The 22,818-nt window shown below is 65.6% G+C and carries 18 protein-coding genes and 1 pseudogene; 5 read left to right on the top strand and 14 right to left on the bottom strand.

The window, feature by feature from the left end; genetic code table 11:
- Positions 1-125: 125 nt before the first annotated feature.
- Positions 126-2,420 carry a catalase/peroxidase HPI gene (gene katG / locus NXY83_RS18720; protein WP_258803706.1) on the top strand — a complete coding sequence of 765 codons (2,295 nt, stop codon included), beginning with the start codon at positions 126-128 and terminating at the stop codon, positions 2,418-2,420.
- Between the two features lie 50 nt (positions 2,421-2,470).
- Here katG and NXY83_RS18715 read toward each other — a convergent pair whose 3' ends face one another.
- From NXY83_RS18715 to NXY83_RS18670, 10 genes are all read right to left on the bottom strand, one after another.
- Complete coding sequence (locus NXY83_RS18715) at positions 2,471-3,043, bottom strand: GNAT family N-acetyltransferase (RefSeq protein WP_258803705.1); 573 nt, start codon at positions 3,041-3,043, stop codon at positions 2,471-2,473.
- Positions 3,044-3,123: 80 nt separating this feature from the next.
- Positions 3,124-3,603, bottom strand: coding sequence for a thioredoxin-dependent thiol peroxidase (gene bcp / locus NXY83_RS18710; protein WP_258803704.1), 480 nt, complete (start codon positions 3,601-3,603; stop codon positions 3,124-3,126).
- A gap of 81 nt (positions 3,604-3,684) precedes the next feature.
- Positions 3,685-4,365 carry a winged helix-turn-helix domain-containing protein gene (locus tag NXY83_RS18705; protein WP_258803703.1) on the bottom strand — a complete coding sequence of 227 codons (681 nt, stop codon included), beginning with the start codon at positions 4,363-4,365 and terminating at the stop codon, positions 3,685-3,687.
- Between the two features lie 9 nt (positions 4,366-4,374).
- Entirely contained in the window at positions 4,375-5,718 is a 1,344-nt protein-coding gene (gene allB / locus NXY83_RS18700) for an allantoinase AllB (RefSeq protein ID WP_258803702.1), read from the bottom strand.
- Positions 5,711-6,907 carry a glycerate kinase gene (locus NXY83_RS18695; protein WP_258803701.1) on the bottom strand — a complete coding sequence of 399 codons (1,197 nt, stop codon included), beginning with the start codon at positions 6,905-6,907 and terminating at the stop codon, positions 5,711-5,713. Before NXY83_RS18695 ends, allB begins: the two co-directional genes overlap by 8 nt.
- A 2-nt stretch (positions 6,908-6,909) precedes the next feature.
- Positions 6,910-8,688 (bottom strand): glyoxylate carboligase, encoded by a 1,779-nt coding sequence (gene gcl, locus NXY83_RS18690; RefSeq protein ID WP_258803700.1) that lies wholly within the window; start codon positions 8,686-8,688, stop codon positions 6,910-6,912.
- Between the two features lie 172 nt (positions 8,689-8,860).
- On the bottom strand, positions 8,861-9,739 hold the full coding sequence (locus NXY83_RS18685) for a 2-hydroxy-3-oxopropionate reductase (RefSeq protein ID WP_258803699.1): 879 nt from the start codon (positions 9,737-9,739) through the stop codon (positions 8,861-8,863).
- 45 nt (positions 9,740-9,784) lie between these two features.
- Positions 9,785-10,585 (bottom strand): hydroxypyruvate isomerase family protein, encoded by an 801-nt coding sequence (locus NXY83_RS18680; protein ID WP_258803698.1) that lies wholly within the window; start codon positions 10,583-10,585, stop codon positions 9,785-9,787.
- A gap of 244 nt (positions 10,586-10,829) precedes the next feature.
- Positions 10,830-12,119, bottom strand: coding sequence for an MFS transporter (locus NXY83_RS18675; protein WP_258803697.1), 1,290 nt, complete (start codon positions 12,117-12,119; stop codon positions 10,830-10,832).
- Positions 12,120-12,179: 60 nt separating this feature from the next.
- Entirely contained in the window at positions 12,180-13,412 is a 1,233-nt protein-coding gene (locus tag NXY83_RS18670) for a M20 metallopeptidase family protein (RefSeq protein WP_258803696.1), read from the bottom strand.
- 139 nt (positions 13,413-13,551) lie between these two features.
- On the opposite strand from NXY83_RS18670, the gene NXY83_RS18665 reads away from it, so the two are divergent.
- The gene (locus tag NXY83_RS18665; protein ID WP_258803695.1) at positions 13,552-14,583 is read left to right on the top strand and encodes an Lrp/AsnC family transcriptional regulator; all 1,032 of its coding nucleotides are present in this window, start codon (positions 13,552-13,554) and stop codon (positions 14,581-14,583) included.
- A 28-nt stretch (positions 14,584-14,611) separates the two neighbouring features.
- Here the strand turns inward: NXY83_RS18665 and glgX are convergent, their stop codons facing one another.
- Both glgX and NXY83_RS18655 read right to left on the bottom strand, forming a co-directional pair.
- On the bottom strand, positions 14,612-16,795 hold the full coding sequence (gene glgX / locus NXY83_RS18660) for a glycogen debranching protein GlgX (protein ID WP_258803694.1): 2,184 nt from the start codon (positions 16,793-16,795) through the stop codon (positions 14,612-14,614).
- Between the two features lie 136 nt (positions 16,796-16,931).
- Positions 16,932-17,342 (bottom strand): Hsp20/alpha crystallin family protein, encoded by a 411-nt coding sequence (locus NXY83_RS18655; RefSeq protein ID WP_258803693.1) that lies wholly within the window; start codon positions 17,340-17,342, stop codon positions 16,932-16,934.
- A gap of 522 nt (positions 17,343-17,864) precedes the next feature.
- Between NXY83_RS18655 and NXY83_RS18650 the strand changes: the two genes are divergently transcribed.
- Together NXY83_RS18650 and NXY83_RS18645 are read left to right on the top strand one after the other, a co-directional pair.
- Positions 17,865-18,164: a putative quinol monooxygenase gene (locus NXY83_RS18650; RefSeq protein WP_258803692.1), complete on the top strand. Its 300-nt coding sequence runs from the start codon at positions 17,865-17,867 to the stop codon at positions 18,162-18,164.
- 154 nt (positions 18,165-18,318) lie between these two features.
- On the top strand, positions 18,319-19,197 hold the full coding sequence (locus tag NXY83_RS18645; protein ID WP_258803691.1) for a Rieske 2Fe-2S domain-containing protein: 879 nt from the start codon (positions 18,319-18,321) through the stop codon (positions 19,195-19,197).
- 59 nt (positions 19,198-19,256) lie between these two features.
- Here NXY83_RS18645 and NXY83_RS18640 read toward each other — a convergent pair.
- Positions 19,257-20,920 (bottom strand): annotated as a pseudogene (locus NXY83_RS18640) (DUF222 domain-containing protein).
- 98 nt (positions 20,921-21,018) lie between these two features.
- The gene (locus tag NXY83_RS18635) at positions 21,019-22,182 is read right to left on the bottom strand and encodes an MFS transporter (RefSeq protein WP_258803690.1); all 1,164 of its coding nucleotides are present in this window, start codon (positions 22,180-22,182) and stop codon (positions 21,019-21,021) included.
- Positions 22,183-22,204: 22 nt separating this feature from the next.
- Here NXY83_RS18635 and NXY83_RS18630 point away from each other — a divergent pair, with 22 nt between their 5' ends.
- Complete coding sequence (locus tag NXY83_RS18630) at positions 22,205-22,780, top strand: TetR/AcrR family transcriptional regulator (RefSeq protein WP_258803689.1); 576 nt, start codon at positions 22,205-22,207, stop codon at positions 22,778-22,780.
- Positions 22,781-22,818: the final 38 nt, after the last annotated feature.

Genomic DNA, 22,818 nt, shown 5'->3' with positions numbered 1-22,818 from the left:
GCTCCAGTCAATCGGACGTGGCCGGGCTTGGGGGCTCTCCCCAAGGCGTCCTCTCATGATCAAATAGGAGGGTTGAACCGGCTGCCCGAGTCCGACCACGGCCTCGGCCATATGGAAGGAAGCAAATGACCGATCCTCAGGAACACCCTCCAGTCCCCACACCCGGAAGTGCCCAGGGCCTGGACAGCAAGGTTGAGGGCGGGTGCCCGGTTGCGCATGACAGCGTGACCTCGCACGGCAGCGAGAGTGAAAACCCGGCGATCGATTCGCCGCAGCCAAAGGGGCACCGGCCGCGGACCGTCGCGGATTGGTGGCCCAACCAGCTGGACCTCTCGGTGCTTCACGCCAACCACCCCAAGGGCAACCCGCTCGGCCCTGGCTTCAGCTACCGCGAGGAATTCCAGAAGCTCGACGTCGAAGCGCTCAAGCAGGACATTACCGAGGTCCTCACCACCTCCCAGGACTGGTGGCCCGCGGACTTCGGCCACTACGGCGGCCTGATGATCCGGTTGAGCTGGCACGCCGCCGGCACCTACCGCGTCCACGACGGCCGTGGCGGTGCAGGCGACGGCAGCCAGCGGTTCGCGCCGCTGAACAGCTGGCCGGACAACGCCAACCTGGACAAAGCCCGGCGGCTGCTGTGGCCGGTCAAGCAGAAATACGGCCAGAAACTCTCCTGGGCAGACCTTCTCGTCCTCGCAGGCAACGTGGCCCTCGAGTCGATGGGCTTCAAGACCTTTGGCTTCGCCTTCGGCCGTGAGGACGTGTGGGAGCCCGAGGAGATTTTCTGGGGACCCGAGGACACCTGGCTGGGCGATGAACGCTACGTTGGCGAAGGCCAGATGGCGGAGGACGTTGGCGCCACGGAGATGGGCCTGATCTACGTCAACCCCGAGGGGCCCATGGGCAACCCGGATCCCAAACTCGCCGCTGCGTTCATCCGCGAAACTTTCAAGCGCATGGCAATGAACGACGAAGAGACCTTCGCTCTGATCGCCGGCGGCCACACGTTCGGCAAGACCCACGGCGCCGGCGACGCCGACGCGCACGTAGGTCCCGAACCGGAGGCTGCTGACCTCGAGGCGCAGGGGCTGGGCTGGCTCAGCACCTACGGCAGCGGCAAGGGGGCGGACACCATCACCTCCGGCCTGGAAGTCACCTGGACGGACCGGCCCACCCAGTGGAGCAACCGCTTCCTGGAGATCCTGTTCGAGTACGAGTGGGAGCTGGTCAAGAGCCCCGCCGGCGCCCACCAGTGGGTCGCCAAGGATGCCCCGGAGATCATCCCGGACGCCCACGACCCGGCGAAAAAGCACCGGCCCACCATGCTGACGACGGACCTGTCGCTGCGCTTCGACCCGACCTATGAGGAAATAGGGCGGCGCTTCCTGAAGAACCCGGATGAATTCCAGCTGGCGTTCGCCAAGGCCTGGTACAAGCTCCTGCACCGCGACATGGGACCTGTGGGCCCGCACATGCTCGGGCCGTGGGTCCCGGAAGCGCAGCTCTGGCAGGACCCTGTTCCCGCGGTGGACCACGACCTGATCGGTGAGGAGGACATCGCCTCGCTGAAGGCCCGGCTCCTTGACTCTGGCCTGTCCGTCTCACAGCTCGCCGGTACGGCATGGGCAGCGGCGTCCACCTTCCGCAAGACCGACAGGCGCGGCGGCGCCAACGGTGCGCGGCTCCGGCTGGAGCCGCAGCGCGGCTGGGAGGTCAACGAGCCCGAGCAGCTTTCGACGGCGTTGCAGGCGCTTGAGACGGTGCAGCAGCAGTTCAACGACGCCCAGAGCGGGGGCAAGAAGGTCTCGTTGGCGGACCTGATCGTCCTCGGCGGTTGCGCGGCAGTGGAGAAGGCAGCCCGGGATGCGGGCTTCGCCGTCACCGTGCCGTTCCGGCCCGGCCGCACCGACGCCGCCCAGGACCAGACCGACGTAGAGCAGTTCCAGTACCTGAAGCCGCGGGCGGACGGGTTCCGGAACTACGTTCGCCCTGGCGAGAAGCTGCAGCCGGAGACTCTCCTGCTGGACAAGGCGTACCTGCTGGACCTCTCCGCGCCGGAGATGACAGCGCTCGTCGGCGGCATGCGCGCCCTCGGCACCAACGTGGGCGGTTCCACGCACGGCGTCCTCACCGACAGGCCCCAGGTCCTGACGAACGACTTCTTCGTCAACCTGCTCTCGCCAGGCACCAAGTGGAAGGTTTCGGAGGGGGAAGAGAACGTCTACGAAATCAGCGACGTTGCCACCGGCGAGCTGAAGTGGACCGCAACACCGGTGGACCTGGTCTTCGGTTCCAACTCCCAGCTCCGCGCCCTGTCCGAGGTCTACGCGAGCGAGGACGGCAAGGAGAAGTTCGTTAACGACTTCGTGGCGGCCTGGGTGAAGGTCATGGAGCTGGACCGCTTCGACCTGCGCTGACCGGGACGCCGTCCGGGCCTGCTGCTGATGTGGCAGGCCCGGCCGGCCCCTTACGCCAGCGCCAGCCGCATCAGCACACGCGGGAAGCCGTTGAGTACCGAGCCCGTGTCCGCGGCCTTGGTGAAGCCTGCGTCCTCGAAAAGTTTGCGGGTGCCCACGTAGGCCATGGTGAGGTCCACTTTCTTCCCGCCGTTGTCCACCGGGTAGCCCTCGACGGCGGGTGCCCCGTACGAGCGGGCCAGCTCCACGGCGCCCGTCAACAGGGAATGTGAAATCCCCTTGCCGCGGTGCCCTGGCCGGACCCGGATGCACCACACGGACCATACGTCCAGGTCGTCCACGTGCGGAATTCGGCGGTTGGTGGCAAAACTTGTGTCCCCGCGGGGGTGGACCGCTGCCCACCCCACTGGCTCGCCGCCGTCGTACGCCAACACTCCGGGCGGGGGATCCTGCGCCACCAGCTGCTTCACCAGCTCACCGCGCTCGGTACCGTGCAGCGCCAGGTTCTGTTTGGAAGGGATGCGGTAACTCAGGCACCAGCAGACGTTGGCGTCAGCCCGCTTGGGCCCCACGATTGCCCTGACGTCCTCGAACTCGGTTGCGGGCCGGACCTCGATCACCATGCCCGCCATCCTGTCACCGGCCTGTGGGAGCGGCAACCGTCTCCAGAGGGCAACAGGGCCATTGTCCGGCCTGGAGAGGGTCAGATCCCCAGGGCGTCCTTCAGGGCTGCAACGTGGCCGTCGGCCTGCACCTGGTACTGCGCGAGGGTGACGTTGCCTTCGGGGTCCACCACAACGGTGGAGCGAACGATTCCCTCGACGATTTCGCCGTTGACCAGCTTTTCGCCCCAGGCGCCGTAGGCCAGGGCAACTGAGTGGTCCTCGTCGGAGAGCAGCGGGAAGGTCAGGGAAAAGTCGCCGGTGAAGCCGGCCAGGGCCTCAGGTGCGTCGGGGGAGATGCCAATAACCTGGTACCCCTTGCCCTGCAGGGAGGCCAGGCTGTCGCGGAAGTCGCAGGCCTCGGTGGTGCAGCCGGGGGTGGCGGCCTTCGGGTAGAAGTACACGATGACGCTCTTGCCACGGTAGTCGGCCAAGGCAGTCTCGCGGCCCTGGGCGTCCTTGAGGGTGAAATCAGGCGCCTGGGTTCCGGGCTGAAGCTTGGTGGTCAGGGTGTGGCTCATGGCGTTCCTTTGGAAGACTTTGTCATTTACTGGCAAGACATCAAGTGAAGCGGCTTCCCGCTCAGTGATACAACTCCGGCGTCATATGCAGTATTCCGCCGGGCCGCGAACGGTGGCGCATTTTCCCGGTACGAACTGGTATCCGCCGCCCCGCACAGTGGCAACGGCATGGCGTGCGTTGCCGAGCTTCCGGCGGATCCGGCCGACGTAAACATCGATGGATCTGGCCGAGGCGCCGGGCGTTTCGAACGAGTCCAGGAATTCCTGCAGCTCCTCCCGGCCCACTGTGCGGGACAGGTGGGTGACCAGGTAGCGGAGCACCTTGAATTCGACGCCGGTGAGCGGCACGGCCTTGCCGTCCAGCAGGACGGTATCGGCGGCGAGGTCCACCGCCATGCGGCTGACGGGGCCGGCCGACGGCGGCAGCCGGCTGCCGCCGTCGTCCTCCGTGTGGGTCCGGGCAGGTTCGCCGGCGGAAGGTGCCTCCGCCGCGGAAGGAGTGCGGGAGGAGTGGTCTGCGGCTCCTCCCACGGCGGACGTGGCAGCTCCGGCGGCGGGCCAATGGACTTCCGCCTCCGGAGCAGTCTGAAGGGCCCTGGCAAGGACCAGCTGGGCGGCACGGGCCAGCAGTTCGGGGCTGGTGCCTTCCGCCGGGACCACCCAGACAGCCAGCCCGCGGGCTGCCGCCGGCGATGTGGCCGCACCCGCGACGGCAAGCCGCGGCCGGGCCACCGTCCGCGGATGGTGGACTTCCACTGCCATGGCGCGTCCTTACACTCCGCCGCGGCGGATCAGCTTGCCCGTGGGGGTCTGGCCGTCCACCACGGTGCCACGCAGGAAGGTCTTGCGGACCACTCCGGAGAGGGTTCTGCCGTCGTACGGGGTGATGGGGTTTTTGTGCTTGAGCTTGGAGACGTCCACCACGAAGGCTTCATCGGGGGCGAAGACGGCGAAGTCGGCGTCGTAACCCAGCGCCAGTTGGCCCTTGTTGGTGAGCCGGGCGAGGCCCGCGGGCTTCTCCGCCATCCAGCTGACAACCTGCTCCAGGGGGATGCCGCGGTGCCGCGCTTCGCTCCAGATCAGGGACAGTCCCAGCTGCAGTGACGAGACGCCTCCCCAGGCCACCGCGAAGTCCCCGTTTTCCAGGTCCTTCAGGTCCAGGGTGGAGGGGGAGTGGTCCGAGACGATGCAGTCGATGGTGCCGTCCTGCAGACCCTGCCACAGCAGCTCCCGGTTGGAGGCCTCGCGGATGGGCGGGCAACACTTGTAGGCGGTGGCGCCGTCCGGGATCTCCTCGGCCATCAGCGTGAGGTAGTGCGGGCACGTCTCCACGGTGAGCTTGACGCCGTCGCGCTTGGCGGAGGCGATCATGGGCAGGGCGTCCGACGAGGACAGGTGCAGGATGTGCGCACGCGCACCGGTCCAGCGGGCCCGTTCGATGACCTCGGCGATGGCCTTGTTCTCCGCGCCGCGGGGCCGGGAGGCCAGAAAGGTTTCGTAGTGGTCGCCGCCGGGGTGTGGTGCGCGGTCGATGGCGTGCGAGTCTTCGGCGTGGACGATCATGAGGGAGTCGAAGGACTTCAGCTCGGCCATATCCTCCTCCATCTCGTCCGCGTCCAGGTGCGGGAACTCGTCCACGCCCGAGTGCAGGAGGAAGCACTTGAAACCGAACACGCCCTCATCGTGCAGGGGCCGGAGGTGGGCCTTGTTGCCGGGGATGGCGCCGCCCCAGAACCCGACGTCGATGAACGCCTGGTCCTCGGCCACCTCGCGCTTGAGCTTGAGGTTTGCCACGGTGGTGGTGGGCGGGACGGAGTTCAGCGGCATGTCGATGATGGTGGTCACGCCGCCGGCTGCGGCGGCACGGGTGGCGGAGGCAAAGCCCTCCCACTCGGTGCGGCCGGGCTCGTTGACGTGGACGTGGGTGTCCACCAGGCCGGGGAGCAGCGTCTCGTCGTCGGCGAGTTCAATGATCTCGGTGCCGGCCAGGCCGTTGCCCAGCGGTTCGAGGGCAACGATCTTTCCGCCGCGGACGCCTACCTCACGCGGGGCGATCCCGGCGGTGGTCAGAACGCGCTGGCCCCGGATGACCAGGTCGTAACGGTCTTCAGACATGGAGGTCCTCCTTGGTACTTGGGGTGCGGGCGGGCCTCTCGGCCGCCAACCTCCCGCTGATCTGGGTGCCCAGCTGCTCCAGAAGCTGTCCAGCCTCTGCTATGCACCTGTCTACATTGCTTTCGAGTTCCGTCAAAGCGAAAATCTCCTTGAATCCGGCGGCCGCTCCCTGGCCGTCGGCCAGGGTGGTCCGGCCGCAAACGGCGACCACGGGAACGCCCTGCGCTGCGGCTGCCCTGGCCACGCCCATGGGTGTCTTGCCGAGCAGGCTCTGTTCATCGAGGCTGCCTTCCCCGGTGATCACCAGGTCAGCGCCGGCCAGGCGTTCGGTGAGCCCCGTGAATTCGAGGACGACGTCGATTCCAGGGCGGCGGCTGGCGGCCAGGGCGGCGATGGCGGTGAAGCCAACACCGCCGGCCGCCCCGGCTCCGGGAGCCTCCGCTGCCTTGATGGCGCGGAATCCGATTTCCCTGGCCAGGACTTCGACAAACCTGGCCAGGGCGGCGTCGAGCATGCCGACGTCCTGTTGTGTTGCGCCCTTCTGCGGGCCGAAAATCGCCGCGGCGCCCTGGGCGCCCAGCAGGGGATTGTCGACGTCGGACGCCAACACAAAGCGTGTGTCCACCAGGCGGGGTTCAAAGTGGGTGAAGTCGATGCTGTGCAGGTTGGCAAGCGCGGCACCGCCGAGGGGGAGTTCGTTGTTCCTTGCATCCAGGAACCTCGCGCCGAGGCCCTGCAGGAGCCCCGCGCCGCCGTCGGTACTGGCGCTGCCGCCCACCCCCAGCATGATCCGGCGGCACCCGGCGTCCAGGGCGGCACGAATCAGCTGCCCGGTGCCCAGGCTGGTGGCCGTGGCAGCCGAGGTGGAGTCCGGTTTACCGCCCCGCAGGACCTGCGGGACCAGCGCCAGCCCGGAGGCTGTGGCCATCTCGATGACGGCCTCGTGGCCGCGGACGGCGAAGTCCGCCGCCACGGGCTGCCCCGTAGGGCCGCTTACCGTTGCGGTGCGGCGGGTGAAGCCGGAGCCGACGGCGGCGTCGAGGGTGCCCTCGCCACCGTCGGCTACCGGAATCCGGATGATGTCAAGGTTGCCGCCGGCGCCGCGCTGCAGCCCCTTTTCCAGGTGCAGGCAGACGTCCGGGGCGGAGAGCGATCCCTTGAACTTGTCCGGAGCGATGACGATGCGCATGGTTAGGCCTGCAGCGCCAGGATGGAGGTGGGGGCGTCCGCCGCGGTTTCAGCCAGTTCCTCGAACTCGTTCACGGCGTTGATTTCCACGCCCATGGAGATGTTGGTGATCTTTTCCAGGATCACTTCAACCACCACGGGAACCTGGAACTCGCCCATCAGTGCCTTGGCCTTGTCGAAGGCGGCGGCGAGGTCGTTGGGGTCCTCCACGCGCACGGCCTTGCAGCCCAGGCCCTCGGCCACCTTGAGGTGGTCCACGCCGTAACCGTTGGTCTCCGGGGAGTTGATGTTGTCGAACGCCAGGGACACGTTCTGCTCCATGTTGAAGCCGCGCTGGGACTGGCGGATCAGGCCCAGGTAGGAGTTGTTCACCACCACGTGGATGTAGGGGAGGTTGAACTGCGCGCCCACAGCGAGTTCCTCGATCATGAACTGGAAGTCGTAGTCGCCGGACAGGGCTACAACGGTCTCATCCGGCTTGCCGCGCACGACGCCGAGGGCAGCGGGCGCGGTCCAGCCCAGGGGGCCTGCCTGGCCGGCGTTGATCCACTTGCGCGGGCCGAACACGTGCAGCATCTGGGCGCCGGCGATCTGGGACAGGCCGATGGTGGACACGTAGATGGTGTCGCGGCCGAAGGACTTGTTCATCTCCTCGTACACGCGCTGCGGCTTGATGGGGATGTTCTCGAAGTGGGTCTTCCGGTGCAGGGAGGCCTTGCGGTCCTGGCATTCGGCAACCCACGCCGTGTAGTCCGGCAGGGACCCTGCAGCCTTGCGCTCTTTGGCGAGCTCAACCAGCCCGGCCAGCGCCGCGCCGGCGTCGGACGCGATGCCCAGGTCCGGTGAGAACACGCGGCCGATCTGGGTGGGCTCAATGTCGATGTGCACGAACTTCCGGCCTGCCGTGTAGGTCTCCAGGCCGCCGGTGTGGCGGTTGGCCCAGCGGTTGCCGATGCCGATCACGAAGTCGCTCTGCAGGTAGTTCTCGTTGCCGTAGCGGTGCGAGGTCTGCAGGCCCACCATGCCGGCCATCAGCTGGTGGTCGTCCGGGATGGTGCCCCAGCCCATCAGCGTGGGGATGACCGGAACGTTGAGGATTTCGGCCAGTTCCACCAGTTGCGCGGAGGCGCCGGCGTTGATGATGCCGCCGCCGGCCACGATCAGCGGGTGCTGCGCAGCGGTGAGCATGTCCAGGGCCTTTTCCAGCTGCTTGCGGGAGGCCTTGGGCTTCTCGACGGGCAGGGGCTCGTAGGTGTCGATGTCGAATTCGATCTCGGCCTGCTGCACGTCGATGGGCAGGTCCAGCAGGACGGGGCCGGGGCGGCCGGAGCGCATCAGCTGGAAGGCCTTCTGGAAGGCGCCGGGAACCTGGCCGGGCTCCAGGACGGTCATGGCCATCTTGGTGACGGGCTTGGCGATGGACTCGATGTCCACGGCCTGGAAGTCTTCCTTGTGCAGCTTGGCCACGGGGGCCTGGCCGGTGATGCAGAGCATGGGGATGGAGTCGGCCCAGGCGGCGTACAGGCCGGTGATCATGTCGGTGCCGGCGGGGCCGGAGGTGCCGATGCAGATGCCAATGTTGCCGTCCTTGGCCCGGCTGTAGCCGTCGGCCATGTGGCTGGCGCCTTCAACGTGGCGGGCCAGGGTGTGGCGGATGCCGCCGTGGGCGCGCATGGCGGAGTAGAAAGGGTTGATTGCCGCGCCTGGCAGGCCGAACGCCTCGATGGCGCCTTCCTTTTCCAGGATGGCAACCGCTGCATCAACGGTACGCATCTTGCTCATGGTGTGCTCCTACTTAAGTCTGGTGGGAAAGCCTGTTTTGGGTGTGCTGAAGCAGCCCTGCGAACTGTCGCGGGGCGCTTTGGGGGAGCCGCCGTCGTGATGTACGACGGCGGCCGGCGTGTCCGTGTCGAAGTGCCCCGTTTCGGGGCGGTCGCCTTACTGTCGGCCGGGGTTACTTCCGGCCGCTGAGCTGGAGGACCTGCTTGAAGAGTCCGGAGTGGTCCAGTGCGCCGTCGCCCTGGTTGACGGTGGCGGCGACGAGCTGTGCGACGACGGCACCGAGGGGGACGGCGACGTTGGCTTCGCGGGCGGCGGAGGTAACGATGCCCAGGTCCTTGTGGTGCAGGGCGAGGCGGAAGCCGGGCTCGAAGTTGCGGTCCAGCATCTTCTGGCCCTTCTGGTCCAGGACCTTGGAGCCGGCCAGGCCGCCGCCAAGGACCTTGAGGGCGGCGTCGGTGTCCACGCCATAGGCCTCCAGGAAGGCGATGGCTTCACCCAGGACTTCGATGTTGACGGCAACGATCAGCTGGTTGGCTGCCTTGACGGTCTGGCCGGAGCCGGAGGGGCCCACGTGGACGATGGTCTTGCCGACGGCGTTCAGGACATCCTGTGCTGCGTCGAAGTCTTCCTTCTCGCCGCCGACCATGATGGAGAGTGCGGCGTCGATGGCGCCCTGTTCGCCGCCGCTTACCGGTGCGTCGAGGGGGCGGATGCCGGCGTCGCGGGCGTCGTCGGCGAGGCGTTTGGCGACATCGGGGCGGATGCTGGACGCGTCGATCCAGAGGGTGCCCTGCTTAGCGTTGGCGAAGACGCCGTCCTTGCCGCTGACGACGCCCTCGACGTCGGGGGAGTCCGGGACCATGGTGATGACGACGTCGGCGTCCTTGACGGCGTCAGTGATGCTGGTGGCGCCCTTGCCGCCTTCGGAGACGAGCTTGTCGATCTTGTCCTGGCTGCGGTTGAAGCCGGTGACGGTGTGGCCGGCCTTGACCAGGTTGATGGCCATGGGCAGGCCCATGATTCCGAGTCCGATAACTGCAACGTTGCTCATGATGGTTCTCTTTCTGAAAGTCTGTGGGGGAGCGGGTGGGGACCGTTACTGGGAAACGCGCTGGCGGATGGCCCAGCTGAAGGCGGTTTCCTGCGGTTCCTTGTATTCAAGGCCGATGTAGCCCTCGTAGCCGAGTTCGCGGCTGCGGGCGATCCATTCGCCAAGCGGGAGGGTGCCGGTGCCGGGTGCGCCTCGCCCTGGGTTGTCGGCAATCTGGATGTGGCCGAAGTCCCTGGCGTGGTTTTCGATGACGGATTCGACGTCGTCGCCGTTGACTGCGAGGTGGTAGAAGTCGGCGAGAAGCTTGATGTTGGTGGCGCCGGACTCGGCCTTGACGCGGGCAATGACCTTGAGTGCGTCTGCGGCGGTGAGGAGCGGATACTTGGGTGCGCCGCTGACGGGTTCGAGGAGGACGGTGCCGCCGATGCGGGCGACGCCTTCGGCTGCTGCTGCCAGGTTCCTGGCAGCCAGCTCATCCTGCTCTTCGGGGGTGAATTCGTCCTGCCGGTTGCCGTAGAGGGCGTTGAAGGCCTTGCAGCCCAGGCGCTCGCCGATGCCGGCCACCACATCGATGTTGTCCTTGAACTCGGAGCAGCGTCCCTTCCAGGAGACGAGGCCGCGGTCACCTCCGGGCATGTTGCCGGCGTTGAAGTTCAGGCCGGTGAGCTGAACGCCGGCGTCCTTGATGGCGTTCTCGAATTCGGTGACCTGGGAGTCGGAGGGGACGGAGCTATCGAAGGGCCACCAGAACTCAACAGCGTCAAAACCGGCTGCCTTTGCGGCTGCAGGGCGCTCGAGCAGGGGCAGCTCCGTGAGGAGGATGGAGCAGTTCACTGTGTACGTCATCGTAGGTCCTTCCGAGGAGGGCTTTGATCTATCTTCCCGCGCTTCCCGGCACTTCTACCGTTTCCGCTTTGTGGAATTTAGATTCTGCTTTATGAAAAGTGTAGGGAAAGGTGGGGTAGGGAGTCAAGGGCGGACGTTTACGGTATGCGCGCAGGCCATCGATAGCAGCCCTGTCCTTGCGGTATAGCCAAAAGGAGCCTCGGCGCAATGCGCCGAGGCTCCTCTAAAATGGCTGCCGGAAATCCTAGTGCGTCAGGTCCTTGCCCTTCGTCTCCGGGATGGTGAAGACGAAGGCTGCGCTGATGACCAGCAGCACCACAGCGTAGACGTTGAACACCTGCGGCACGCCAAGGGTGGTTCCCAGCCACTGCTGCAGGTAGGGGGCGGTGCCGCCGAACACGGCCACGCAGATGGAGTACGGGACGCCAACACCCACGGTGCGGATGGACGTCGGGAACAGTTCGGCGTAGACGGCGGGAACGATGGCGGCACTCGCGGCGATGAAGATCAGCATCACGGACATGCCCACCGCCAGCTGCCAGGCCGAGTCCTTCAGTAGCCAGGTCATCGGGAAGTGGAATAAAGCAGAGCCGATCGCGCCGGACCACAGCACCTTTTTACGCCCGATCCGGTCGGACAGCTTGCCCCACACGGGCAGCGCGGCGATGAACACGATGTTGGCAATCACGCCGGCCCACAGGGCTTCGCCGCGGTCGATCTTCAGCGCCGTCGTCGCATAGCTCGGCGCCACAACACCCCAGATGTAGTAGATCACTGTGAGGCCAACCGTCAGGCCGATGACCTGCAGCGCCTGCTTGCGGTGGCGGACAATCTGCGGCCAGATAGGTGCCCTCTTCTGTGACGTGGATTCACCCTCAAAGGCCTCGGTCTCATGAAGCCGTGACCTCATGATCAGCGCGTACAGGCCCATCACGGCGCCCAGCAGGAACGGGATGCGCCAGCCCCAGGCATTCATGGCTTCGATGGTCAGTGTCATGTTCAGGACAGCGCCGAGCAGGGTGCCGAACAGGATCCCCACAGTCCCGGAGGTGTAGATCAGTGTTGCCCAGAACCCGCGGTGTTCCTTGGGTGCCATCTCCGAAAGGTACGTCTGCGACGACGGCAGCTCACCGCCGTGCGCCAGGCCCTGGATGAGCCGCGCCACCAGCAGCATGAGCGAGGCCCATGCGCCGACACTTGCGAATGTGGGGGCGATGCCGATCATCAGGCTGCCCAGCGATGCCAGGCCGACGGCGAGCGTCATCGACGTCTTGCGGCCCACCCGGTCGCCGATCCAGCCAAAGAGGAAGCCGCCGAAGGGCCGCGCCACGAAGCCGACGGCGAAGATCGCCAAGGTGGACAGGACGGCCGACGCCGGATCTGCCTTGCTGAAGAGCTGGCTGGCGATGAACGGCGTGAAGGTGGCGTAGATGGCCCAGTCGTACCATTCAACGGCGTTGCCGATGCCTGTTCCGACGATGGTCTTCGCGGTGGACGCGCGTCCAGACTGCTGTTTGTTCACTGTGATGGACATGGTGACTTCCTGGTGGTCGGTCCGAAGGGAGGTGCCGGGCAGCGGCGCTGCTGCCGGCAGTTACGACGCCGCTGAAAGCGCGGCAAGCCGCGAGATGGCGAGCTGGGCGTAGAGCGCGGCTCCGTCAGCCAGCACGCCGTCGTCGAACGTCGCATAAGGGGAGTGGTTGAAGGGGGACGTTGCCGGATCACCGCCCGGAGCCACGGCGCTGAGTCCTACGAAGGTGCCGGGCACCTCGGCAAGCACCCTGGAGAAGTCCTCGGAGCCGCTGAGTGGAGTGGCCCAGCGCGAAAGGCGGCTCTCGCCGAAGAGCCCGGAGATGACCTTCTCCGCGGTAAAGGTTTCGTCTTCGTCCGTGATGGTGAGCGGATATTCCTCCTGGTAGTCCACGTGGACCTCCACCCCGTGCGCGGCGGCGATGCCCTTGAGCAGGCGCGGGACCGCCTCCATCATCTTCAGGCGCGACGCCTCGGAGAAGGTCCGGACGGTGGCCTCGATGCGGGCTGATTCGGGGATCACGTTCCGTTTGGTGCCGGCGTGGAGCACTCCCACGGACAGGACCACGGGATCGAACATGTTGAACTGCCGGGTGACCATCACCTGCAGGGCGGTCACCATTTCGGCAGCGACCGTCACCGGATCCTTGGCCGCGTGCGGGGCGGAACCATGGCCGCCCGCACCCAGCACAGTGACTTCGAGCCCGTCCGATGAGCTGAGCATGACGCCCGATTTGGTGCAAAAGGTGCCGTGCGGCTCAAGCGAGGAGAACACGTGCATGCCGTAGGCCGCCTGGACCCGGGTTCCGGCTGCGTCCAGGACGCCTTCCCGGATCATGTAGCTGGCGCCGTCGAACCCTTCCTCGCCGGGCTGGAACATGAGGACGACGTCGCCGGCCAGTTGGTGCCGTTTCCCGGCCAGGAGGGTGGCGGCTCCGGCGAGCATCGAGGTGTGCAGGTCGTGGCCGCAGGCGTGCATGGCGCCATTGGTACGGGACGTGTAGTCGACGCCGGTCTTTTCCTGGACCGGGAGCGCGTCCATGTCGGCACGGAGGAGCACCGCGGGCCGCTGCCTTCCGTCCTCACCCGCGGGGGAGGGGATGCCGCCGCGGAGAACTGCGGTGACCGACGTCGTCTCCTTGCCCAGGGTGATCTCGAGCGGCAGGCCGTCCAGGGCTTGAAGAACGCGTTCCTGCGTCCGGGGAAGCTCCAGGCCGATTTCCGGCTGCCGGTGCAGGTCATGGCGCAGGCGGACCAGGTCATCGTGCAGGTCGCGGGCATCGGCGGTAATCGTCACTTCGTAACTCCTCGGCATCGGCGGTCCTTCCCGTGGACTATTCTGAAGTGGCGTGGTTCACATTCCTGGAAAGCGCAGGAAATATGCTGCTTCTACTGCTTTTCTGCAGGATTCAGTCACAAGACAGGAAGAATGGGGCATGGAGCTCAATGAAGAAGACCTCGCCCTGATCCAGGTCCTGCAGACCTCGCCGAGGCTGGGTTGGGCGGATGCCGCGAAGGTGCTCGGCGTCCATGCCACCACGCTTGCCGCACGGTGGGACCGGTTGAAATCCAGCGGCGCTGCATGGGTGACCGCGCACCTGGCGGGGGACCCGCAGCAGATGCTCCTCGCGTTCGTGGCAGTGGACTGCGACATGAACCTGCGGGACAGCGTTACCGCGCAGTTGGCCGCCATCCCGCACATCGTCACGGTCGAGGAGGCGGCGAGCAACCGGGACCTCATGCTGACCGTGATCACAAAGTCGCTGGAGGATTTCAGCTCCAACGTCGTTTCCCGATTCAAGACCATTGAAGGGCTCACCAAGTACCAGACAGCCCTGTGTACCAGGCTGCACGCCAGTGCGGATGAATGGCGACTGAACATCCTGGACCCTGCCCAGCTCGCAACGCTGCGGACACTGGGGCACCACGGCAAGCACCACGGCAAACATGATTCCGCAGAGGCCGCCCAACTCCCCGAAAGCCACCTGGAGCTGCTGCCGTTCCTGGCCCGCGACGGCAGGGCAACCGCGGCGGAGATAGCCCGCGAATTGGGCCGGCATCCGGCAACTGTGCAGCGGCAGCTCAACCGGGTGCTGGCCAGCGGCATCCTTTTGTTCCGCTGCGAGATTGCCCAGGGTTACTCCTCCTACCCCGTCACCTGCCAATGGTTCGCCAATGTCCCCGCGGGCCGGCATGAGGAGGCTGCCGCCGCGATCCGCACCATCAGCAACGTCCGGCTGAGCGCATCCACCACCGGGCCCACCAATTTCGTGATCATTATGTGGCTGCAGTCCCTGGCGGACGTGATGACAGCGGAACTTGCCCTGCAGCAAAAAGTCCCCGGCATCGATCTGGTGGAAAGCGTAGTTATGCTGACCACCGTCAAGCGCGTGGGCTGGATGCTGAACGAAGATACGACGGCGAGTGGCGCCGTCGTGCATGCCGGAAGCCTGGGTGCCGCAGACTGAGACCGCCCGGAAGCTCAGGAGGAAAAAATTACGACGGCGGCCGCGCACCTTCGGGTGCCGCGAGCAGGGCCAGGGAGGCTGCCACGGAGTGGTCCGGTTTTTCCGGAGGTTTGGCGTAGGCCCGCAGTGCGAGCAGGGACTTGGCGGCAAGTTTCACGGTTCCGTTCGCCTCAAGGAAGCCTTGGTCAGCATGTTCCCCCGCGGTATCGATCAGCTGCTCCCAGGCTGGCGAGTACTCCGTACCCGGGAGCGTGAAGTCCACGGGTTCGTCTCCGGAATTGCAGTAGAGCAGGAAGTTGTGGTCCCGGATGACCCTTCCGCGGTGGTCCTTACCCACTGCTTCGCCGTTGTAGAACACACCCAGGGCCCTTGCGAGCGGGTTGCCCCAGTCCTCGGGAACCATTTCGGACGCATCCGTGTTGAGCCAGACGATATCCGGCAGGGGTTGCCCGGCGCTGCGCCGGACAGGCCGTCCTTCAAAGAACCTGTTGCGGCGGAATGTCGGATGCTCGCGGCGCAGGGTGCTGACAGCGGCCAGGAATTCCGTCAGGGGCTGGTCCGCCATATCCCAGTTGATCCAGGACACGGGTGAGTCCTGGCAGTAAGCGTTGTTGTTTCCCAGCTGGGTTCGGCCCAGCTCATCACCGTGGAGCACCATCGGCACACCCTGAGAGAGGAGCAGTGTAGCCAGGAAATTACGTTGCTGCCGTGCACGTAAGGCCAGGATTTCAGGATCGTCCGTCGGCCCCTCTGTGCCGCAGTTCCAGGACCGGTTATGGGACTCGCCGTCATTGTTGTTTTCGCCGTTGGCCCCGTTGTGCTTGGAGTTGTACGAGACAAGATCGCGCAGGGTAAAGCCGTCGTGGGCCGTGACGAAGTTGATGGACGCCACCGGCCGGCGTCCCGAGCTTTCATAGAGGTCGGACGAGCCGGCAAGCCGGGACGCGAACTCCCCCAGGGTGGCGGGAGCGCCGCGCCAGAAGTCGCGGACGGCGTCGCGGTACTTTCCGTTCCACTCCGTCCACAGCGGAGGAAAGTTGCCCACCTGGTAGCCGCCGGGGCCGACGTCCCAGGGCTCGGCGATGAGTTTCACCTGCGACACCACAGGATCCTGCTGCACCAGGTCAAAGAAGCTGGACAGCCGGTCCACCTCATAAAATTCGCGGGCGAGGGCTGACGCAAGGTCAAAGCGGAAACCGTCCACATGCATCTCCAGCACCCAGTACCGCAGCGAGTCCATCAGCAGCTGCAGGGCATGCGGGTGCCGGACATTGATGGTGTTGCCGGTGCCCGTGTAGTCCAGGTAGTGCTGCTTCTCGTGGTCAACCAGCCGGTAGTACGCCTGGTTGTCGATCCCCTTGAACGACAACGTTGGGCCCAGGTGGTTCCCCTCCGCTGTGTGGTTATAAACGACGTCGAGAATCACCTCGATGTCCGCGGCGTGCAGTGAGCGGACCATCGCCTTGAATTCCTGCACCTGCTGCCCGGGCCTGGTGCTGGAACTGTAGCTCGCGTGCGGGGCGAAGAAGCCAAGGGTGTTGTAGCCCCAGTAGTTGCTGAGGCCCTTCTCCTGCAGCACGCTGTCCTGGACGAACTGGTGCACCGGCATCAGTTCGATGGCCGTGACGCCCAGCTTCTGCAGATGCTCGATCACCGCGGGGTGCGCAATTCCCGCATAGGTGCCGCGTTCCTTCTCCGGCACCTCGGGATGGGTCATGGTCAGGCCCTTGACGTGTGCCTCGTAGATCAGGGTGTCGTTGTAGGGGATCCGCGGCGGGCGGTCGTGCTGCCAGTCGAAGAATGGGCTGATGACCACGGACCTCATGGTGCTGGGTGCGGAGTCGTCAGTGTTGAAGGACGCGGGGTCGCCGAAGTGGTAGGAGAACATCGGCTGGCCCCAGGTGATGTCACCGCTCATGGCTTTGGCATACGGGTCCATCAGCAGCTTGTTCGGGTTGCAGCGAAGGCCCTGCGCCGGAGTGTAGGGGCCGTCCACCCGGTAGCCGTACAGCTGGCCGGGGAGGACATGCGGCAGGTAGCAGTGCCAGACGAAGCCATCCACGGCTTCAAGCCGGATGCGTTGTTCGCTGCCGTCTTCGTCGAACAGGCACAGATGGACTGCGCTCGCGGCCTCACTGAACAGGGCGAAGTTCGTGCCGCTGCCGTCATAAGTGGCGCCCAACGGATACGGGCTCCCCGTCCAGACTTCCATCTCCGCCTCCATCCCCGAAATAGAGCATCATCCAACCACAGGGGTGCGACATCTGCCGGGAGGGACCTGGGCAGCACTGGTCCAGGGAGCGCAAAGGCGGGAATTACGACGGCGGCCGTGCACCGCCGTCGTAACGCTAGCCGCGGACGATGGGAATCTTCCGCTTCCCCGTGTCTTCCTGCTCGGGCAGGGGAACGCGGACCTCCAGAATGCCGTCGATGTAGGTGGCCTTCACGTCGCTCTGGTCCGCGGCGCCGGGGAGGGTGACCGCCCGGGAGAAGGTGCCGTAGCGGAACTCTGAGCGGTACCCCTCCTTGCCCGTGTGCTCCGATTTTTCCTCGTGCCGGACGGTGATCCGGAGCTGGTCACCGGTCATGGTGATGTCCACGTCCTTTTCCGGATCAATGCCGGGAACTTCAGCCTTGATGACCAGGGTGCCGTTTTCCTTGTACTCCTCGGTCCGCAGCCAGGTATCGAGGTCTCCTTCGAATAAGCGCCGGAGGGGTTCGGTGATGTCCGTTCCGGTGCGCCGGAGGATGTTGTTCATTGCGACTGCTCCTTTCGATCGATGTGGATAAGGCCGCGGGCCGGCCCAGGGCATTAAAGGCACCGGCCCGCGGCGGCGGCCCCTTGTTGCCAAGGTCCGCCCTCATCCGTTCCGCATGCCGAACCTGCGGTGCGGATGGTCTTAACCCGCTTGCGGGCTCTGGTCCTGGCGCCGGGACAGCTTCCCATGCACTTGGTGGAGGAGGCTCTCTGCGGCACCGGACGCGGTGACGCCCTTGGCCTGTTGAAGTGCGCGTCTCAACCGAAGGAGATCTGCCGTGGGCACCAGCTGCAAGCGGTGGAAAGCGTGGAATACCCCGCCGGAGGGGGTGGTCCCCAGCTGGATATGAGCAGGGGAGGTGGCGTTGGCTTTCATGGCTCCTGCTCCCGATGACTGCCAGTTGGCCGACTGCTTTAGCCAGTTGTGTTATTACCCAAAAATGGCGCTTGGATCACAGGTAGCCGGCAAATTTCTGTTGTTTTAGCTGGGTGGTTCTGCCACACCTTCCGGCAGACTGTCCCCATGACCTTTGCAAATGTGGGAAGCCTCGGAACCAAGCCTGGCCAGCGCGACGCCGTCGTATCCATCCTGCTCCGGCCCATGGCCGGGCTGAAGGAGGCCGGCTGCCTGCTCTATGAAGTCGGCGTCAGTGCCGATGCCCCGGACACCGTTTTTGTTTGTGAACTGTGGAAGTCGCCGGAGGCGCACCAGGCTTCGCTGCAGCTGGACAGCGTGCGGGCCGCGATCGCTGAGGCCGTGCCCCTGCTGTCCGGCGAGATGGGCGGCAACCAGTTCACGGTGCTGGGATCACCGCTCCGCTAGTCTGCGCCTGGCCCCTCAGCCTGGCCCCTCAGCCTGGCCCGGAGCCCGGAGCCCGGAGCCCTGATCCCGATGCCACGCCCTGTTGGCACCTGCGCCCAGCGGCTAAGCTCTCGGGCAACGACTGGATACCGGGAAACCGGGTAAGGGGAATCACATGAAGCCACTGCCTGCACTTGAGCTTGTTACCCGCCTTGAGGACGCCGAATGGCTTGACCCGCTGGCCAAGACTGTCCGGAAAGCCGTGAAGAAGGTCATTGGCCCACGTTGGGCCCGGGACATCCTGCACGGGGTGCCTATCGGCCACCCGGTTCACCCGCTTGCCGTCCAGGTACCCATCGGTGCGTGGATCTCGGCCGGGGTCCTGGATGCGATCCCGGGCAGTGAGAAAGCCGCCAAGGTGCTCATCGGCGTGGGAACCATCAGCGTTTTACCGTCTGCGCTGGCCGGGTTCACCGACTGGTCGCAGCTGCACAGCCAGCAGCAGAGGGTGGGCCTGGTCCACGCAGGCGCCAATATCGCGGCAACAAGTCTCTACATCGCGTCGCTGGTGCAGCGTGCGAGGGGCAGCCAGGGCAGCGGGAAGGTGCTCGCGTACCTTGGACTTGCCACGGTCAGTGCCAGCGGTTTCCTTGGTGGCCACCTCACGTACCGGCAGGCCGCGGGCGTGAACCACAGCGAGGAGATCCCGCACCGTTTCCCGTCCGGCTGGCATCCCCTGGCGCAGCTTGCGGACCTGCCCGAAGGAAAGCTCCACAAGCGCGAGGTTGCAGGGTTGCCGCTCCTCGTCCACCGTGAAGGGAACACCGTCAACGTTCTGTCCGACGTCTGCAGCCACCTGTCGGGGCCGTTGCACGAAGGCAAGCTCAAAGGCGGGGGCGACGGCGAACCATGCGTCGTCTGCCCCTGGCACCGGAGCACCTTCTCGCTGCGCACCGGTGAAGTGCAGGCCGGACCAGCCACCTCCCGGCAGCCACGGTTTGAAACGCGTGTTACCGACGGGCTCGTGGAAGTCTGCCTTCCGGGCGCTGACTAGCTTTGTGGAAGTCTGCCTGCCTGCCAGGGCGCGGATTAGATGCGCCGTAGCAGCAGCAACTAAGTTAGTGCCAGTTTCCAGTCCCTCAAGGGATCCTGGGGCAAGACATTCGGCAGGGCATAGAAGTCCTCCCAAATGGGGTCATCGGCTGGAATGTCGTCCACGTCCAGCAAATTGTCACCCGGAGGTTCCTCCAGTGGCGGCTCCCACGACAGGATGGCCTTGGGAGGGCAGGCGTCAGCATTGAGCATCTCCGGCACGCCTAGGATCTCGGGCCAGTGTGGTGGTTCCCGGTCCTGGTGTTCGCTTTTGTAGTGCCGGCCTGTGGGTGAGGTCCAGCCTGGTGGTTCGTTTTTGGTGGCTTGGGTGGATGTCCAGGTGCTGGCGTGTTTGAGCCGGTGGTGTTTGGGGCAGGCCTGGCCGAGGTTGCTGACCCCGGTGGTCCCGCCGTGGTGCCAGGCGAGGAGGTGGTCGGTTTCGTTGTCCAGGGTGTGGTTGGTGCAGCCGGGGAAGGTGCATTTTCCGTCCCGCATCCGCAGCCAGCGCTTCACCGCTTCGGGCAGCCGGTAGTTCTTGTGGCCGATCTCCAGCGGCGCCCCGTCTCTCGGGTCAACCAGGACCCGGTAGAAGGAGTTGGTTCCGTCCGTGACCAGTTTCCGGGCCATGGAGGCGGGGATGGGTCCGTGCCCGTCGAGTATGGCGGGTTCGTCGGTGAGGCCGAGCAGGGAAAACACCGGAACGGTGACCAGCACGTCCGCCCTTGGTGCGGGGACCTTTCCGGGATTCGGACGCGCGCCGTTGCCTGCAGTGCCCGCGGCGCAATCAGCGCCCGGGTTCTCATGTACGTCCCCGGCTCCTGCCAGTGAGGCCAGCCCGATCATGTCGTCGGATCCGCGCTCCCCGCCCCGGGGGCCGCTTTCCCCTGCCCGGGCGTTGAGTGTGGGTCCTGGCCGGAGGAGCATGGTGGCGAACTCGTCGGCGCGCAACTGGGTGAGGGTGCGGGTTTCGTCCGGGCCCTGCTTGCCGCGGGCGAGGGCGTTGGTGCGGTTCCAGATGGCCGATGCGGTGTCGGCCGGGAGGTAGGCGGAGATCCAGGCCATTCCGTCACGGTCCGGGTAGTGTTCGACCCGCCGGTCGGTGACGGCCTTGGTGTGGCGTTTTTCGAGGGATTCGGGGTGGTGGCGTTCGCGCCAGGTCCGCACCTTTGCCCGGAACCGTGAGGGCACCAGCGTGCCGGGTTGGGTGCGTCCGGGTCCAGGAAATGCGCCACCAGGGCGGCCGCGCCGGCGGGACCGAGGCCCTCGGTCTCGTCGGCGATGATCCTCGCATGCTGCCATGACATGGCACCGGCGGCGAGTGCGTCCAGGGCTGGCGGCAGCGAGCACAGCCGGCGTGACTGGTGGACGAACGCCGCCGCGGCTCCTGAGCTGATGGTCAGGACGCCGGCGATCTCCTCAACCGCTGACATTTCGCCGTAGGCCCGGTCCTGCGGGGAGGCCTCGGGCGGGGTCATGGCCTGGTGCAGTTCGATGCTCTCCGCCGCGTCCCGGGCCTTGAGCGCGGCCAGCTGCGCTTCCAGCCGGGACACCAGCGTCATCCGGTCCAGCCGGAGCTCGTACTGCCGCTGCAACACATCAATACCGGCAGCAGCGTCAGTCCGCAGCGACGCATCCTCAAGGAACAACGCACCAAGGGCGGCAGCGGAGGCATGAATGCCCTCCATCACCGCTGCTCCATCCACGCTGTAACCCATACGAACATCATCCAAGGAGGCACCGACATTTTGAGGAGAGCGTCCCATTGCCAGGACTGTCGCTCGCGTTAAGGCACCGCCGTTAGGGTTTTGTGCCGATGCGGGACAGCCACTGCCGCTCCGGTGACTACGGCTGCCAGTACGAAAGCGGCAGCGAGCCCCCAGACAGCGGCAACTGCACCTGCGGCCGTGGCGCCGAGGGCCTGCCCCAGGACGAGGGCGACAAAAAGAAGGGATGTGCCCGTTGCAGCACGATCGAAGTCGCGTTCCTGCGTCCATGCGATAAGCGCTCCTGTGGCGGCGGTATAGCCCCACCCGAAAGCAACGCAGGCGAGTAGTGCCAGGGCGGTAAAGCCGGGAGCCATTCCCAGCATCACAGTAGCGCCGGCAACCACGGAGGCACTGAGTGCCCACGCGCCCGGTGGCCGGAAATGGCTCATCCATCCGGCAGTGGCGATTACTGCTGTTCCGCCGATGCCGAGGGCTATCCAGGCTCCTATCGACACCGGCTCACTGGCGCCGGATTCCACCAGGTGGGCTCGTCCAAAGGTCCATACGGCAGCCGAGCCCGCACCCACCAAGAGTGCAGCGGCGATGATGTGGCCGTGTGCGCCGAACCAGGATTTGGGCGGAAGCCTGTTCTCGTCAACTGAGCGGTGGGTGCCTGCTCTGTCAAGCCGTAGAACCAGGGCGGCAATGATGATTGTGAAGCCGGCTACGACGAACCAGGGGAGCCGCCAGTTAGGGAGAAGTACCAGCGCCAGCACCCCGGCGACGATCAGTCCGGGCCCGGTACCTGCGTTCACAATCGATTGTGCGCGATTGTTGTCCCTTCTTTCGACGTTGCGTCCGATGATGGACACGAGGGCAGGGGATGCAAGACCGGCGCCGGTGGAACTGAGGATCGCGAAAGGGGCAAAGACGCCCGGCTGCATCGCTGCGGCCATGCCCGCGGATCCAATGCCGGCACAGAGGGCCGCCCCAATGACCAGCCGGCGCGGGTGAGCCGCACCCGCCCGTAAACCAATCAATGCACCCATGCAGTAGGACAGAGACGCGCCGGATGAAATCAGGCCCGCCGCGGCTGCGCTGAAGGAAAGTTCGGCTTGCACGTCCGGAAGAAAGAGGCCGTACGCCATTCGGATCAGGCCATAGGTCATCGCGATGAAGCTAGTGCCCGCGGCAAGCAACATGCCATCCCTGGCAGGCGAAAACGAAAACGTACGTTTCATTTTTATAGCCTAGGCTATTTCTATGGGAATTCGTTCAAAAACTGAGGAAAAGCTGCTCGATGCCGCGGATGAGCTCTTCTTCACCCACGGAATCGCCGCTACACCGGTTGACGTAATCCTTGACAGGGCGGGGGTATCGGCGGCCACGCTTTACCGCGGTTACCCGAGTAAGGAAGCGCTGGTTGCAGCCGCCCTGAACAGACGTCATAAGGCATGGCTTGCTGCGTGGGACCGGGCCATCGAGCGCCAGGCAACAGCCCGGGGAAAGCTGCTGGCGGTCTTCGATGCGCTGGACGAGTTCATGGCAAGCCCTGGCGGTGCGCGCTGGTGCGCATTCCTGGGTTCTGCCGCTGAGTATGCCGACGCGCCTGCCGGAATCCTCGAGGCTGTGCGGGCAGACACTAATTCGTTTCAAACCCGGCTTGCAGAATTCGCCGTTCCCGTTGTCGGGCGCCAAGCCCAGGCGCTGGCCGAGGAACTGCTGCTCGTGGTCACCGGCGTCTTGGCGATGCGACTGCGTGAAGCTGGACAGGGAACAACAACTGCACGCAGGGTTGCCAGCTTTCTCATAGACACCAAGGTCGGCTCAACGGAATAGGACGTGAACTGTGGTTCGCGTCCGCATGCTGGGAATGA

The sequence above is a fragment of the Pseudarthrobacter sp. NS4 genome, assembly GCF_024758005.1.
Taxonomy (GTDB): Bacteria; Actinomycetota; Actinomycetes; order Actinomycetales; family Micrococcaceae; genus Arthrobacter.
Note: the sequence above shows the minus strand (reverse complement) of the source record. Positions and strands in the feature narration are given on the sequence as shown.

Excerpts from the sequence above, each read along its gene's own strand:
- NXY83_RS18655 (WP_258803693.1), bottom strand. The coding sequence starts at position 17,342 with ATGAACAACATCCTCCGGCGCACCGGAACGGACATCACCGAACCCCTC.
- NXY83_RS18685 (WP_258803699.1), bottom strand. The coding sequence starts at position 9,739 with ATGAGCAACGTTGCAGTTATCGGACTCGGAATCATGGGCCTGCCCATG.
- NXY83_RS18705 (WP_258803703.1), bottom strand. The coding sequence starts at position 4,365 with ATGGCAGTGGAAGTCCACCATCCGCGGACGGTGGCCCGGCCGCGGCTT.
- katG (WP_258803706.1), top strand. The coding sequence starts at position 126 with ATGACCGATCCTCAGGAACACCCTCCAGTCCCCACACCCGGAAGTGCC.
- NXY83_RS18635 (WP_258803690.1), bottom strand. The coding sequence starts at position 22,182 with ATGAAACGTACGTTTTCGTTTTCGCCTGCCAGGGATGGCATGTTGCTT.
- NXY83_RS18665 (WP_258803695.1), top strand. The coding sequence starts at position 13,552 with ATGGAGCTCAATGAAGAAGACCTCGCCCTGATCCAGGTCCTGCAGACC.
- bcp (WP_258803704.1), bottom strand. The coding sequence starts at position 3,603 with ATGAGCCACACCCTGACCACCAAGCTTCAGCCCGGAACCCAGGCGCCT.
- NXY83_RS18695 (WP_258803701.1), bottom strand. The coding sequence starts at position 6,907 with ATGCGCATCGTCATCGCTCCGGACAAGTTCAAGGGATCGCTCTCCGCC.
- NXY83_RS18680 (WP_258803698.1), bottom strand. The coding sequence starts at position 10,585 with ATGACGTACACAGTGAACTGCTCCATCCTCCTCACGGAGCTGCCCCTG.
- NXY83_RS18715 (WP_258803705.1), bottom strand. The coding sequence starts at position 3,043 with ATGGTGATCGAGGTCCGGCCCGCAACCGAGTTCGAGGACGTCAGGGCA.
- NXY83_RS18645 (WP_258803691.1), top strand. The coding sequence starts at position 18,319 with ATGAAGCCACTGCCTGCACTTGAGCTTGTTACCCGCCTTGAGGACGCC.
- gcl (WP_258803700.1), bottom strand. The coding sequence starts at position 8,688 with ATGAGCAAGATGCGTACCGTTGATGCAGCGGTTGCCATCCTGGAAAAG.
- NXY83_RS18675 (WP_258803697.1), bottom strand. The coding sequence starts at position 12,119 with ATGTCCATCACAGTGAACAAACAGCAGTCTGGACGCGCGTCCACCGCG.
- NXY83_RS18650 (WP_258803692.1), top strand. The coding sequence starts at position 17,865 with ATGACCTTTGCAAATGTGGGAAGCCTCGGAACCAAGCCTGGCCAGCGC.
- NXY83_RS18630 (WP_258803689.1), top strand. The coding sequence starts at position 22,205 with ATGGGAATTCGTTCAAAAACTGAGGAAAAGCTGCTCGATGCCGCGGAT.
- allB (WP_258803702.1), bottom strand. The coding sequence starts at position 5,718 with ATGTCTGAAGACCGTTACGACCTGGTCATCCGGGGCCAGCGCGTTCTG.
- glgX (WP_258803694.1), bottom strand. The coding sequence starts at position 16,795 with ATGGAAGTCTGGACGGGGAGCCCGTATCCGTTGGGCGCCACTTATGAC.